The 14429-nt window shown below is 42.8% G+C and carries 10 protein-coding genes and 1 tRNA gene; 6 read left to right on the top strand and 5 right to left on the bottom strand.

The genetic code is table 11. The annotated features are described in order from the left end of the window. Positions 1-112: 112 nt before the first annotated feature. Positions 113-1000, bottom strand: a complete 888-nt coding sequence (locus PSYC_RS07995; RefSeq protein WP_011280809.1) for a methyltransferase domain-containing protein — start codon at positions 998-1000, stop codon at positions 113-115. A gap of 527 nt (positions 1001-1527) precedes the next feature. On the opposite strand from PSYC_RS07995, the gene gyrA reads away from it, so the two are divergent. From gyrA to PSYC_RS07980, 3 genes are all read left to right on the top strand, one after another. Next, positions 1528-4320 (top strand): DNA gyrase subunit A, encoded by a 2793-nt coding sequence (gene gyrA, locus PSYC_RS07990; RefSeq protein ID WP_011280808.1) that lies wholly within the window; start codon positions 1528-1530, stop codon positions 4318-4320. 455 nt (positions 4321-4775) lie between these two features. Beyond that, the gene (locus PSYC_RS07985) at positions 4776-5444 is read left to right on the top strand and encodes a glutathione S-transferase (protein ID WP_011280807.1); all 669 of its coding nucleotides are present in this window, start codon (positions 4776-4778) and stop codon (positions 5442-5444) included. A gap of 86 nt (positions 5445-5530) precedes the next feature. Next, positions 5531-5815, top strand: coding sequence for a hypothetical protein (locus tag PSYC_RS07980; RefSeq protein ID WP_011280806.1), 285 nt, complete (start codon positions 5531-5533; stop codon positions 5813-5815). Between the two features lie 58 nt (positions 5816-5873). On the opposite strand, the gene PSYC_RS07975 is transcribed toward PSYC_RS07980, so the two are convergent. Then, a complete protein-coding gene (locus PSYC_RS07975) occupies positions 5874-6860 on the bottom strand; it encodes an ATP-binding protein (protein WP_011280805.1) in 987 nt (328 codons plus the stop codon). A gap of 61 nt (positions 6861-6921) precedes the next feature. Here PSYC_RS07975 and PSYC_RS07970 point away from each other — a divergent pair, with 61 nt between their 5' ends. Beyond that, positions 6922-7914, top strand: coding sequence for a serine/threonine-protein kinase (locus PSYC_RS07970; protein ID WP_011280804.1), 993 nt, complete (start codon positions 6922-6924; stop codon positions 7912-7914). Between the two features lie 217 nt (positions 7915-8131). Here PSYC_RS07970 and PSYC_RS07965 read toward each other — a convergent pair. From PSYC_RS07965 to PSYC_RS07955, 3 genes are all read right to left on the bottom strand, one after another. Next, positions 8132-8216: transfer RNA gene (locus PSYC_RS07965), tRNA-Leu, on the bottom strand. A 230-nt stretch (positions 8217-8446) separates the two neighbouring features. Further along, entirely contained in the window at positions 8447-10186 is a 1740-nt protein-coding gene (locus PSYC_RS07960) for a sigma 54-interacting transcriptional regulator (protein ID WP_011280803.1), read from the bottom strand. A gap of 41 nt (positions 10187-10227) precedes the next feature. After that, positions 10228-11616, bottom strand: coding sequence for a two-component system sensor histidine kinase NtrB (locus tag PSYC_RS07955; RefSeq protein ID WP_011280802.1), 1389 nt, complete (start codon positions 11614-11616; stop codon positions 10228-10230). 270 nt (positions 11617-11886) lie between these two features. Between PSYC_RS07955 and rimO the strand changes: the two genes are divergently transcribed. Both rimO and pyrH read left to right on the top strand, forming a co-directional pair. Continuing rightward, positions 11887-13464 carry a 30S ribosomal protein S12 methylthiotransferase RimO gene (gene rimO / locus PSYC_RS07950; RefSeq protein WP_011280801.1) on the top strand — a complete coding sequence of 526 codons (1578 nt, stop codon included), beginning with the start codon at positions 11887-11889 and terminating at the stop codon, positions 13462-13464. A gap of 189 nt (positions 13465-13653) precedes the next feature. Then, positions 13654-14379 carry a UMP kinase gene (gene pyrH, locus PSYC_RS07945; RefSeq protein WP_011280800.1) on the top strand — a complete coding sequence of 242 codons (726 nt, stop codon included), beginning with the start codon at positions 13654-13656 and terminating at the stop codon, positions 14377-14379. Positions 14380-14429: the final 50 nt, after the last annotated feature.

The raw sequence follows: 14429 nt of genomic DNA, 5'->3' as shown, positions 1-14429 counted from the left end.
AGAGGCTGCAAAAAATTTACACCAGCAATACGGTAGCGACTTTAAAGTATTTCAACTATAGCGATTATCAAGAATGACTCTTGATAATTCTTATTAAAAGCAGTTATCACCGTTAATTGTGCCGAGTTGCCAATATATGTAAGTAGCGACCAAGCCACTTATACGGCTCTAATTGCGAGTAGCGTAGCTCCATGCGTATGACTGCTTCAGGGTCGTTATGACCGCCACGTTTAAGCGGCGAATAATCGTGGAACACGCGAAGACCACTGGCAAGTACCGTGTGATAATGATGAACCTCTAACCAAGCCTCAACCTCTTCCTTTGCAACCGGATGATTGGGCGTTAGGCTCTTTTTATTGTCCGCTTTATATGCAGTGTTATCAAGCAAATTAAAATTGCCCATTATCAAGTTACGATAATCAAAACTTGCTGGATTATAAAAGCACAGCGATAGCGCCCCATTATCGGTTAATTGCTGATCAAAAAAGTCCATCACCTCGATAGGTTCTGCTAACCATTCGATCAGTGCGTGACACATAATCAAATCGAACTTCTCTGTTTTACCAGCCAATTTTTCTTCAAGCTCTTGATACGGGCATACATGCCAAGTGATAGCCAATTTCTCAGGGTTCTCATTGCCTTGTACAACGCTCGCCTGCGCTTTATCTAACATATTGGCTGAAATATCATTGATGACCAAGGTATGCCCTTGAATGGCAAGCTCAATCGCAATTTGCGCCAGTCCTGCGCCCACATCTAAAATACGTAACGGTCGCCCAAGTTTTCCGCTCATCTGCGCACAATAGTCAAAAATATCACGGCGCAATACTGCTAATCGAATGTCTCCCTTTAAACCACCATAGACCTTTTTTTCAAAATGATCGGCAATCGCATCAAAGCTACGATCCGTACGTGCAACTTCTTCTATCGCTTGTGTTGTCAGATTTTCTGTAGAGTCTGCCGCTTCGCTATTGTTAATATCTTGAGGTTTTGTCGGCATAAAAGGCGGTCTATATCGGGAGGGTTATGGTGCTGTATCGTACAATAAAGCATGAAGCTAATCTAGCGTTGCTTTAGCCTTTTTAAGGTATTATTTTCAAATTGAATCCATTATGTTTATCAAGTGCAAAGATAAAATATGTCTTGTTAAAACAAAATAATCAGCATCTCATATGGCTTAAAAGTCAGCAAGTTCAATTGCAAGATTGGTAAAATTACTAAGTCAGGACAACGCTGTCGGTAAAGGGTTTTTAATCGTAATAACTGTCTCAGAAAGTAGCGACTAATAAGCAGTTTTACTTAATTTAGGGGCATCTAGATGCCCCTAAATTAACAAATTTGTGCTAAAATAGCTTCTTTTATTCAACATTAAAACTATCGCTAATTCTCTATAGATTTGAGTGGTTGCTAAGTCTTTTTTGATGGTCACTGTGTTTATTATATAACGGCGCTTTGGTGCCGTTATTGTTGCCCATCATTGCTTATGTATGTCAATACTAGAGAGTGGATGTGAGTGAGGGAGTGTATATGAGCGAATCGGTCAGTCCTATTGCCATTGTGGACGAATTAAAGCAGTCCTATTTGGATTATGCGATGAGCGTGATCGTCTCGCGCGCGCTGCCTGATGTGCGTGATGGGTTCAAACCAGTACACCGCCGTGTGATGTACGCGATGCATGTATTGTCTAATGATTATAACAAAGCCTACAAGAAGTCCGCACGTGTGGTCGGCGATGTCATTGGTAAATATCACCCACATGGTGATAGCGCAGTCTATGATGCCATCGTGCGTATGGCGCAGGATTTTAGCTTGCGTTACCCGATGGTTGATGGTCAAGGTAACTTTGGCTCGATTGATGATGATCCTCCGGCAGCGATGCGTTATACCGAAGTACGTATGACCAAGCTCACCCATCAGATGCTTGCTGACTTGGACAAAGATACGGTTGACTGGGAAGACAACTACGATGGCTCTGAGCGTATGCCAAGCGTGTTGCCTGCGCGTATTCCTAATTTATTGATTAACGGTGCTACTGGTATTGCAGTTGGTATGGCAACGAATATGGCGCCGCACAATCTGACGGAAGTGATTAACGCCTGCTTAGCTTATGCCGAAAACCCGCAAATATCTGCTGAAGAGCTGATGTCTCATATCTTAGGTCCTGACTTTCCGACAGGCGGTATTATTTATGGTCGTGCGGGTATCTTAGATGCTTATCGTACCGGTAAAGGTCGCTTGCACGTACGCGGTCGTTATATTATTGAGCCGATGAGTGAGACAGGCGTCAACCGTGACCGTGAGCGCATTGTCTTCACCGAAGTGCCTTATCAGACCAATAAAGCCAAGCTGATTGAACGTATCGCAGAGCTGGTGCGTGATAAAAAAATCGAAGGTATTAGCGAGATTCGTGATGAGTCTGACAAAGATGGCATGCGTATCGCTATCGATTTGCGTCGCGGTGAGACTGCTGAAGTCATCGTCAATAACCTATTCCTGCAAACACCACTTGAATCTAGCTTTAGTATCAATATGGTGGCGCTCGATAATGGTCAGCCAAAGCTATTGACCTTACGTCAGCTGATTGCCGCATTTGTCCGCCATCGCCAAGAAGTCGTCACGCGCCGTACCATTTTTGAGCTTAATAAAGCCCGTGTCCGTGGTCATTTGCTTGAAGGTTTGACCGTTGCACTTGCTAATATTGATGAGATTATTGCGACGATTAAAGCCTCTGCAAACCGCGGCTTGGCTCGTGAAAATCTATTGAGTAACATTTGGGGCTCAGGTAGCGTTGTGGCGATGCTAACCGCTGCAGGCAGCCAGTCGGTACGTCCAGACTTTATCGAAGGTGAAGATCCAAAAGCACCATTTGGTCTGATTGACAATCAAGCAAGCTATCGCTTATCACTTGAGCAGGTCAATGCCATTTTAGACATGCAGTTGCATCGCTTGACAGGTCTTGAGCAAGACAAATTGACTGAAGAATATCAAGACTTACTGCGTGAAATCGCTCACTTAGAATCGATTCTTGGTGATTTTGATAAGCTAATGACTATTATCTCAAATGAGATGATTGAGATTCGTGACAACTTTGGTGATGAGCGCCGCACTGATATTATTGATTCACGCATGGACTTTAACCGTGAAGATCTTATTCCAGAGCAAACGGTTGTCATGACGGTATCACGTACCGGATATGCGAAAACTCAGCCAATTGATGATTATGTCGCGCAAAAACGTGGTGGTAAAGGCAAATCAGCGACGGCAATGAAAGAAGACGATGTGATTGATCATTTAGTTGTCACGTCGACGCACGCAACCGTACTATGCTTTACTGATACGGGTCGTGTCTTTAGCCTACGTGGTTTTGAGGTGCCGATTGCCAGCCGTGGCGCCCGTGGTCGTCCACTGGTCAATCTTATTGGCTTACATGCTGATGAAACGGTCACAACGATATTGCCTATTCCAAAAATAGTAGAAGAGCTATCGGTAAAAGGTGAAACATCATCAACAGATGCCCTAGTAGATAGTGATAATGATCTATTAGACGATAGCACTCAAGCAGAGCCACCTTTTGTGTTCTTTGCAACTGCCAATGGTACCGTGAAACGAGTAGAGCTTAAGCAGTTTGCCAATATTCGCTCGAATGGCTTGATTGCCGTTGGTCTAGAGGAAGGCGATAAATTGGTGAGCGCTCGTATCACCAATGGTAGCCAAGAGGTCATGCTATTTGCGTCAAGTGGTAAAGCCATTCGTTTCAATGAGAATGATGCTCGTGCTATGGGTCGTACTGCGAAAGGTGTCCGTGGCATGCGCCTGACTGCTGATGAATTTATCAAATCGTTGGTAGTGATTGAAGATGACGTCCGCGAAATCTTAATTGCTTGTGAAAATGGTTTTGGCAAACGTACCTTTATTGATGAGTTTAACACTCAAAATCGTGGTGGTGGCGGTGTGATTGCTATCAAGACTAGTGCGCGTAATGGTGAGCTTGTACGAGCAACCAAGGTTGAGCCTGAAGATGATATTATTTTGATCTCAGACAAAGGCACTTTGGTACGTACGCCGGTACAGCATGTTGCCAGCTCAGGTCGTAATACCCAAGGCGTCACTTTGATTCGTTTATCAAAAGATGAAAAGCTGGTTGCTATGGCGCGTGTTGAACACGAAGAAGGCGACAATGAGCTGATTGATGCGATGAAAGAAGACGGAACGTTTGAAGTAAAAGGTCAAGAACAGATGGATGTGGATGCGGCAAATAGTGATGCTACAGAAACATACTTTGATGAGGCTAGTCATTCAGAAACTGACACTGACGAATAACGCTTTTATTAGTGAGCTTTTTGATCCATTCTTTTATTACCTTTTATAAAAAAAGCCTCTGACGTTATCGTTGGAGGCTTTGTTTTTTTCTATTTTTTAAGGCTGTTGTTATTGAGGTAATGATCAATATAGTTGAAATACTTTAAAGTCGCTACCGTATTGCTGGTGTAAATTTTTTGCAGCCTCTGTCTGCGTAGGCACAGCAAGCAAGAAAAATTTGCACCAGTAGTACGTGTTGTATCGATATTACTTTTCACCGACTATAGTATCGGGCGATAAACGTGGCTTGGTAAGCAAAGCTATAATTAAAACAGTAACTGAGTTATTATTAAGCATTATTATTAACTTAAATCGGGTTATTTGATTTATCAAACCCATTTATTTAAACAGAATATTGAAGAATTGACTTATAAAATCTGCTCTTGAATACTCAAAACTTATTATAAGGATGGTCTATGCTACATCTTCATCATCTGGCAAACTCACGCTCATTTCGTATCTTATGGTTATTAGAAGAGCTGAATGTCGACTACCAATTGACCTGTCATCAGCGTAACAAAGCTTACCGCGCGCCTGACAGTTTAAAACAAATACATCCGCTCGGCCATGCACCCATGTTAGAAATAAATGACCGTGTGCTCATCGAGTCAGGCTTTATCATCGAGTATCTATTAAAGTATTATGATAAAGAAAAGCAGTTTAAGCCTGCTGATGACAATGAAGCGGCGTGGGAAGCCTATACTTTTTGGCTACACTTTGCCGAAGCATCACTAATGCCGCCGTTGGTCATGCGTTTGGTATTCACTAAAGTGGTTGAGCAGTCGCCGATGCTGATCAAACCTGTGAGCAAAAGCATCAAAAAGCAAGTCGAAAAAAATGTCATAAACAATAGCTTGACTGCCATACTCGATATGATGGAGCAGCATTTACAAGACAATCATTGGTTTGCAGGGGCAGAATTTAGCGCCGCTGATATTCAGATTCATCTGGCTGTGGTCGGTGCCAATGCAGGCACAGGTTTAGACAGTAGTAAATATACCAATATCTTAACTTGGCTTAAGCGTTGTGAAGAGCGTGATGCCTTTAAACGTGCAGAAGAAAAGGGCGGTCGTCTACAGTTTTAAGTGCGGCGCTTATTGTTAACCATTGATTTAATATAACAATAAAAGGTTTTGTTTATTCATAGACAGAACCTTTTTTAGGATAAAAAATGACAGACTTAAATAAATTGAATAATGACATTGCCGATACCGATACCGACAATACCAACAGTGCTGCTGAACACTCACTTAATAGAGCTGATGGCAATGTGAATAGCCAGCAGGTCTCTATCAAAGCATGGTCACAAAAACTGCTGGTAGTTTTGCTGTGTGTTGCCAGCTTTTATGGTGGTTGGAAATCTTATGAGTCCAATATGGTCAATGAATGCACGGCCAAGGCCAATGGTGGGCAGATGATTAAAGGTCAAAGAACCATGCTATGCCAGTCGTTATAGAAAATAAGGATTTGGATAAAAGAGCGTATCTATGCTAAAACTCACTTTTTTGGGTACTTCAGATGAATTTTTGAGAAAGGTTGTCTTCAGCTGCCAATTGGGTCTGTCCTATCCAGTAACGACTAAACTGATACGCCACTCGTCCCGAACGTCCACCGCGCTCTGATGCCCAGCGTAATGCGGCTGCTCTGATATGAGTGGGTAGCTCATCAATGCTCTCTGCACCTTTATTTGCTGCATCACCGTGCATGTCATCATGAAGAGTTCTAGCATCGATTTTCTGTTGAATAGATAAATAATGATGCACGATGTGTAAATAAGTGTTTTGATCCATTGGATGAAATGATAGCCATAAACCAAAACGGTCAGATAATGACACCGTCTCATCGATGGTCTCATAAGGGTTAACCTCATCGGTTTGACCATTATAAATATTAACATTGTCTTTCATCAGCTGCGGTAGTAGATGGCGGCGGTTACTGGTCGCATAGACCAATAACTTGTCTTGCTCTGAATCAAGGGCGCCATCGAGCACACTTTTTAAGGTACGGTAGCTTTCATCTTGACCATTAAATGCCAAGTCATCACAGTACACCACATAGCGACATTTGCAGTCAGCTGGCAATGCTTTAATCGCTGCCCGTATTTTATCAAGCATTTTTAAATCATCACGGGCAATTTCAATAATGCGCAGACCTTCATTATGATAGGCTTGTAGCAATGCCCGAATCAGCGATGATTTTCCAGCACCCCGTGTCCCTGTCATCAACACGTGATTGGCAGGATAGCCTTTGAGGAATTGACACGTGTTTTGTACCAGCTTTGATTTTTGGGTATCGATACCATGTAAGTCATCTAAATTTAAAAATAAATTAACGGCTAGCGGCTCTAAATGTCCAGTCTGCCCACCGACCCAGCGATAAGCCAGCTGCGCAGGATCGATCTCAATGGTTGGCGTGACCTGCTCTTGCAGATACTTCCCGAGTAAATCCAATAAATGGTCGGGCAGGGCATAATTCATAACGGGCTTGGGTGATTGAGACATAATACTTGGTTACTCATAAAGAATTAAGATGATATTAGATATATAGAGGCATCACTTTACCATGAAAAATAGTGCCAGTATTCCGTCTACAATACAAGCAGGTGCAAAACAAGCGTTGCGAACACAAGCGCAACAAATCCTGCCAGCATTGACTATATTCTTTTCTAACCTAAATTATAGCGAGATATCGCCTCAACGCCTCAGTCAGCAAAGTAATGGTAGCGAGCTTGACTATCAAGGCTTAACACGCGCACAACATCTACAGTTTGGTCAGGTGATGATTAAATGGCAGTTATGTGCTGATAATAATCAAAATTCTGCTGATTTAACTTATGAAGCTAATGTTCTAACATCTATAAATAGTTTATCGAAAAATCAAAATAGTTTTACCGCTATAGCGCCACCACTATTAGCCTATGAAAATATCACTTTGCAAATATTAGGGCGGCAGCAGCTGACGGTGCTTGTCATGCCTTATTATCCTAATGGCAGCTTGGCAAATCAGCTGAGCGCTCAAAAGCATTTATTATTAACAGAGACGCAAAAACATCAATTTATCGTGCAATCTGCTTATCTTATCTATCACTTACATCAAGTAGGCTGGCTACATAATGATATTAAGCCCAGTAATATTTTGCTAGAAGGTTTCCTAACAAATAATGCGGATAATAGCCGTATCACGTTTGATTTTTTATTGACTGATTTTGCCTTGGCGAGAGCTCTTCATAAGCCAAGTTCAGCAAGTAGTGCTGGCACGCCTGCCTACCTTGCCCCTGAGCGTTGGCAAGGTCAGCGTGCAACGGTACAAAGCGACATATACGCATTTGGAATTATGATGTATGAAATATTAGTCGGTGAGCGACCGTTTAATTTAGACTCAAAAAATGATGAGTGGTTGAGAGAGTGGGCGACCCAGCACTGCCAGCATCCGATACCCATCTTGCCCTTAGAGTATCGTCATTATCAATGTATTGCCGATAAAGCACTGGCAAAGAGGATGGACAAGCGCTATCAAAACATGGAGGAGGTGTTGAGCGATTTAGAGACGCTATAGTCGGTGAAAAGTAATATCGATACAACACGTACTACTGGTGCAAATTTTTCTTGCTTGCTGTGCCTACGCAGACAGAGGCTGCAAAAAATTTACACCAGTAGTACTGTAGCGACTTTAAAGCATTTCAACTATATAATTAAACAGCATAAAATTCAGACACAAAAAAACCTGCTAAAAGCAGGCTTTAATATTTGGTCTAAGATGTACTATCCGAAAATGGTGGGGCTGGAGAGACTCGAACTCTCACACCTTGCGGCGCCAGAACCTAAATCTGGTGCGTCTACCAATTCCGCCACAGCCCCATTTTCATTACCTTATCATCTTTGGTGTTGATATTCAAACCCCATTGAGATAAATAACTGATTCGGTAGTGCGTCTCAGTGGTTGGCTATTATATAGAGTTTGAATCGTTTGGCAAGCCCTATTTACGCTTATTTTTAATTATTTAACGATTTTTTTTACTAAATATCATAAATAATTGATATTGTTAATTTTTTAATTCATATTTTTTAGCACTTTATTAACGCTAATATTACTCTTGATATGATGAGAGATCTAATTGCTGTAATTTACGTGTCAGCGTATTGCGTCCCCAGCCAAGTAAGTTGGCAGCGGCTGTCTTTTTGCCGCCGCTATGATGGAGCGCTGCGGTCAGTAAGACCCGTTCAAACTCAGGTGTTGCTGTCTGCAAAATATCGGTTGCGCCAGCTTGTAGCGAGTGCTTAGCCCAAACGGCTAAGGCTTGCTGCCAGCTTTGGGTGCCGGCAGCCTGCTGACTTTGCAGATGGTTATTTTCAGTCATATATTCTGAAGATATAGACTGTTGATTTTCTAAGGTAGCGGCGCTATTTTCGCGCAACTCTGGCGGCAAGTCATCAATCATAACGGTGTAACCGGTCGCCATCACGGTCAACCAGAGACAGACGTTCTCAAGTTGGCGGACATTACCGCGCCACTCAAAGGACTGCATCACCTGTAGCACTGTCGGATGGAGCTCTTTCTCTGCACTATTCATCTGCTTAGCAGCGCGCCGCATAAAGTGATTAGCCAATGCTGGAATGTCTTCAGGTCGCGTCCGTAAAGGTGGTAGTGGCATACGAATGACATTAAGGCGATAAAATAAATCCTCACGGAACTTGCCTTGTTTGACCAATTCTTCTAAGTTTTGATGGGTAGCGGCAATAATGCGTACATCTACTTTGACGGGCTGCTGCCCGCCCACGCGAAAAAATTCACCATTTGCCAGCACTCGTAGCAGCCGCGTTTGGGTACTAAAAGGCATGTCACCGATTTCATCTAAGAATAGTGTCCCGCCATCAGCCTGCTCAAATCGACCTTGCCGAGTCGTTGTTGCGCCAGTAAATGCGCCTTTTTCGTGACCGAATAATTCAGACTCAATCAAATCATGCGGAATCGCCGCCATATTAAGGGCAATAAAGGTTTTGTTTTTTCGCGGTGAATGCTGATGTAAGGCGCTAGCGACCAACTCTTTACCTGTGCCTGATTCACCAGTGATTAAAACGGTAATCGGTGAGTGCGCGAGTCTTCCAATGGCACGAAAAACCGTTTGCATGGCTTGTGATTGACCAATAATGCCGCTTGGATTGTTATTGGTTTGGGGTTTGGGTTTTTCCTGAGCGTTACTTTCAGCAGATTTAGGGGTTTTTCTAGCTGATTTGGCTGCATTTGGCTTGCTAATAGGCCGTTCTTTGACATTAGGCTTCACAGTAGCAACGGATACGATGTCAGTACTTATATTCGTATTAGACTCGATTGAATGATTTGATACGACTAGATTCGGCTGATAATTAATGGCTTTATAAATTGTGGCAACGGCATCATCTAAGTCAAAAGGTTTTGGTAGATATTCAAATGCGCCTGTCTGATAGCTACTGATAGCGGAGGTAAGATCGGAGTGCGCTGTCATAATGACAATCGGTAGCTTAGGAAAATGCTGATGCACCCAATCACTAAACGACAGACCATCCATCATCGGCATACGAATATCGGTCAATATCACATCAGGTAATAATGCAGCTGTCTCTGACGCTTGCAGAATATCATTAAGGCGTGTCCACGCGGCTTGTGCTTGGGTGAAGCTGATAACCGTCAATCCAGCGTCTTCAAAGGTATCCGCAAGTACCAGTCGTAGCGCCGCATCATCATCAATGAGCCATAAAGTGGCAGGCTCATTATCAGGAGTGTTATTGACTGTAACTATTGGCGTTTGCTCATTGCTTGTAACAGGTTGGGTATCATTATACTGAGTCATGTATTTAGCCTAATAAGCATGAGAAGATGAAAACAGTGGCATTAACTTTCAGCGATTGGCTGATGAAAAGGCAAATAAAGGGTAAAGCGGGTCTGACTATGATGGCTGTTTTTATTATTGGTATTGGCATTAGTATTCGTACTGGCGCGCTGATCTTGAGTGGAACTGACATTAATCATACCATGATGACGGTTGATAATATCCTGCACAATGGATAAACCAAGCCCAGTTCCTAGTGCGCGACTGGTCACCATAGGGAAAAATATCTGCCCAATGATATCTTGATGAATGCCCGAACCGTTGTCAGTGATAGCAACTTGTAGTACTTGTTTATGTTGCTGCCCAGCAATCGTATGCTGAAAAACAACTCGAGTTTGAATATGCAGAATAGCTTGATAACCGTCATTGCTATTAAAAGCGCTAATCTCTGATGGTGAAGCATGTAGTTCAGAAGGTTTTTGATGCAGCAAGGTTTGTGCACGTTCAGTCATGGACTCGCAAGCATTATTGATTAGGTTTAAGAAGACTTGAATCAACTGGTCTTTATCGGCACAGAGTTCAGGTAACGATAAGTCATAGTCGCGCTGCAATAAAACTTGCGGATATTGATGGATGATCAATGCCAAAACATGCTCTATTGGCTCATGAATATTGAGCGTTTGCCAATGTGGTAATTGATTGGAACCAAGAAACTGCCCAATCAGCTGAGTTAGGCGATCTGTCTCTGAGATGATGATATCGGTATAGCTGCGTAATTTGTCAGCAGTTTTTTGTAAATGGTTATCAGGCTTTACAGTGAGATTTGAAATAAGGCTCGTATGGTCAGTATCAGCACTGTAATGATTAAAAGAGCTCTCACTAAATTTGATAAATTGACGCTGCAACAATTGTGCAGCACCGCGAATACCAGCCAACGGATTTTTGATTTCATGGGCAACCGAGCGTAGCATATGGCGCGCAACATTGTACTGCTGCTGTTGGCGCTGTTCTTCTGAGATGCGACTTTGGCGGTCTTTGCCCCACATCTCTATAATAAAATAGTTTTGCTGCTGATAAATAACAGGGGTTACACTGTAGTCAATCGAGAGTGGTAAGTTGTTATTTAACTGGGTGTTTATTAGATGGTCATGGTCAATAAAAGGTTGTTGATACTGCTTTGCTTGATGAAAGCGCTCAGTCAAAGAACAGTTTTTATCTTTTGGGCTGTTAATAAAAATATTGTTTTTGGTTTTCAACTCTTGGGGCGCAAGCAACATCAACACCGACTGATTAAGCAATCGTCCGCTACTGATCGCTAGTAACTGCTCAGCTTGGGCATTTAGCCAAGTAATAGACAATTCATCATTGACCCATAAGATAGCCGTAAACAAATGCTGTGATATAAAAGCTAAGTCAGGTGTCGGTTTTGTGCTTATAAAATCAGCGGTCATGAGTAATACCCAGATAAATAGATGCTTGATATAATATATAGTCGGTGAAAAGTAATATCGATACAACACGTACTACTGGTGCAAATTTTTCTTGCTTGCTGTGCCTACGCAGACAGAGGCTGCAAAAAATTTACACCAGCAATACGGTAGCGACTTTAAAGTATTTCAACTATATAACCATAAATTAACACGATAGAGCGGCAAAACTGGCGATTTTTGCAAAAAAAACGTACAATGCGCACAGCCAATTTATCTCTAGCAAGGTTAGCCATGCCCAAAATTTCTACCGAGTCCGTTAATACGACTATTGCCCCTTCACAGCCAGCTTCTACTGCCCCAAAAGACACTGCCACTCTCTTTAATCCTGCCAAGCCGACAGCAACGCCCGCGCAAAGCTCTATAGACAGTGTTCAACCTTACCACCATAAAGCCAATCATAATCAAAACCGTAGCATTGCCCAAAGTGGTGATGCAACTAGCAGCGCGACAGCCTCTAGTTCAGTAACAGCAGCGCCAAAGATTGGTTTTGTATCGCTTGGTTGTCCAAAAGCTTTGGTGGATAGTGAGCGTATTATTACAGAACTGAGCCGTGATGGTTATCAAGTTGCTAGTGACTATGACGGTGCAGACTTAGTTGTGGTTAATACTTGCGGCTTTATTGAGTCAGCGGTACAAGAGTCGCTAGATGCCATCGGTGAAGCGATTAGCAAGAACGGTAAAGTGATTGTGACGGGTTGCTTGGGTAAAGAAGCAGATAAAATTCGTGAAATGCATCCTGCCGTGCTAGCCGTGACTGGTGCTCATGCTTATGACGAAGTGATTAGAGCAGTTGCACTGCATGTGCCCAAGCCTGACCGTAGTTTGGATGCCAGTTATGATCCAAAAATAGATTTGATTAATGAGGCGGGCATTAAATTAACGCCTAGCCATTATGCCTATCTAAAAATTTCAGAAGGCTGTAACCACCGTTGTACCTTCTGCATTATTCCAAGTTTACGCGGTGACTTGGTTTCGCGTCCGATTGACAGTGTGATGAATGAAGCACTGGCACTGAAAAAAGCGGGTGTAAAAGAGCTGTTGATTATCTCGCAAGATACCTCCGCTTATGGGCTGGATTTAAAGTATAAGACCAGCTTTTGGAATGGTATGCCGCTTAAGTCAAAATTTTATGACTTATGCCAAGCGTTAAACGATTTGGGTATTTGGGTGCGTCTGCACTATGTTTATCCGTATCCACACGTGGATAAAGTCGTTGAACTCATGGGCGAGAAGAAGTTATTACCGTATTTAGATATCCCGTTCCAACATGCCAGCCATCGCATTTTAAAAGCGATGAAACGCCCTGCGCATAGCGAAAATACCTTGGCGCGTATCCATGCATGGCGTGAGATTTGCCCTGATATCGTTATTCGTTCAACGTTCGTCGTTGGCTTCCCAGGGGAAACTGAAGAAGACTTTCAATGTTTGCTAGATTGGTTGGTTGAAGCCCGCCTTGATCGCGTTGGTGCTTTTACCTATTCAGAAGTTGAAGGTGCGGTCGCCAATGACTTGCCAAATCATGTGCCAGAAGACGTTAAACAAGAGCGCTATGAGCGTTTGATGACATTACAGCAAGATATCTCAGCTCAAAAACTGCAAGAAAAAATCGGCAAAACCTTGATGGTATTGGTGGACGAAATTGATAGAGAAGAGGGCGTAGCGATTTGCCGTAGTTATGCTGACGCGCCTGAGATTGACGGTCATGTCTATGTCGATGATATTGACGCTCACGTCAAAGTCGGACAGTTCTTAACGGTTACCATCGATGATGCTAGCGAATATGATTTATTTGCCAGTTATCAAGCCTAAAGCGCAAGCACCCACATAATATGTCAGTGAAAATTGCCCAATAGTGGGCAGTTTTTGCTACAATTAGCGCAATTTGACCTTTGTACCTGCTTATCCTTAAGTGGGGCAATGCCGTCAAGTCTCAAAGCAAACTCTATTTGTATTTTACCGATAACTTTAATTATAATTCAATACTGACAAGGTGACCTCATGTCTGACAAAACCCCGCGTTATTCTCGTATCTTGCTAAAACTTTCTGGTGAAGCCTTAGCCGGTACTAAAGATATGGGTATTGATACCGAAGTGCTCGATAAGATGAGCTTATCTATCGCACATTTGCGTGGACTTGGTGTACAAGTGGGTATTGTGGTCGGTGGCGGTAACTTATATCGCGGTGCTCAATTACAAAAAGAAGGTTTGGTTGGCCGCGTCACTGGCGATCAAATGGGCATGCTTGCAACCGTCATGAACGGTCTGGCAATGCGTGATGCCCTTGAGCGCCGTAATATTAAAACGCGCCTGATGTCAGCCTTACCGATTGGTGAAGTGACTGAAAGCTATAGCAGCCGTAATGCGATTCGCTATCTCAAAAATGGTGAAGTATGCATTTTTGTTGCTGGTACGGGTAATCCTTTCTTTACCACAGATACAGCAGCTTGCTTACGCGGTATTGAAATTGAAGCGGGCTTGATTCTAAAGGCGACCAAAGTAGACGGCGTTTATGATAAAGACCCAAGCCTACATAGCGATGCGGTTAAATACGACGGGTTAACGTTTGATGAAGTGTTAGAGCAAAAGCTTGGCGTGATGGATTTAACGGCTATTGCGTTATGTCGTGAGCACGATGTGCCATTACAAGTCTTTGATATGAATAAGCCCAATGCCTTATTAAATGTTGTGATGGGTGAAAATGAAGGCACACGTGTCTATCATTAATGTCAGACGCACAAACATGTAAAAAGATAAGTAGAAGTAAGACAGCTGCT

Origin of the sequence: Psychrobacter arcticus 273-4, from assembly GCF_000012305.1 — a bacterium.
Classification (GTDB): domain Bacteria; phylum Pseudomonadota; class Gammaproteobacteria; order Pseudomonadales; family Moraxellaceae; genus Psychrobacter; species Psychrobacter arcticus.
Note: the sequence above shows the minus strand (reverse complement) of the source record. Positions and strands in the feature narration are given on the sequence as shown.

Excerpts from the sequence above, each read along its gene's own strand:
- PSYC_RS07955 (WP_011280802.1), bottom strand. The coding sequence starts at position 11,616 with ATGACCGCTGATTTTATAAGCACAAAACCGACACCTGACTTAGCTTTT.
- PSYC_RS07995 (WP_011280809.1), bottom strand. The coding sequence starts at position 1,000 with ATGCCGACAAAACCTCAAGATATTAACAATAGCGAAGCGGCAGACTCT.
- PSYC_RS07960 (WP_011280803.1), bottom strand. The coding sequence starts at position 10,186 with ATGACTCAGTATAATGATACCCAACCTGTTACAAGCAATGAGCAAACG.
- PSYC_RS07980 (WP_011280806.1), top strand. The coding sequence starts at position 5,531 with ATGACAGACTTAAATAAATTGAATAATGACATTGCCGATACCGATACC.
- PSYC_RS07970 (WP_011280804.1), top strand. The coding sequence starts at position 6,922 with ATGAAAAATAGTGCCAGTATTCCGTCTACAATACAAGCAGGTGCAAAA.
- PSYC_RS07985 (WP_011280807.1), top strand. The coding sequence starts at position 4,776 with ATGCTACATCTTCATCATCTGGCAAACTCACGCTCATTTCGTATCTTA.
- PSYC_RS07975 (WP_011280805.1), bottom strand. The coding sequence starts at position 6,860 with ATGTCTCAATCACCCAAGCCCGTTATGAATTATGCCCTGCCCGACCAT.
- rimO (WP_011280801.1), top strand. The coding sequence starts at position 11,887 with ATGCCCAAAATTTCTACCGAGTCCGTTAATACGACTATTGCCCCTTCA.
- pyrH (WP_011280800.1), top strand. The coding sequence starts at position 13,654 with ATGTCTGACAAAACCCCGCGTTATTCTCGTATCTTGCTAAAACTTTCT.
- gyrA (WP_011280808.1), top strand. The coding sequence starts at position 1,528 with ATGAGCGAATCGGTCAGTCCTATTGCCATTGTGGACGAATTAAAGCAG.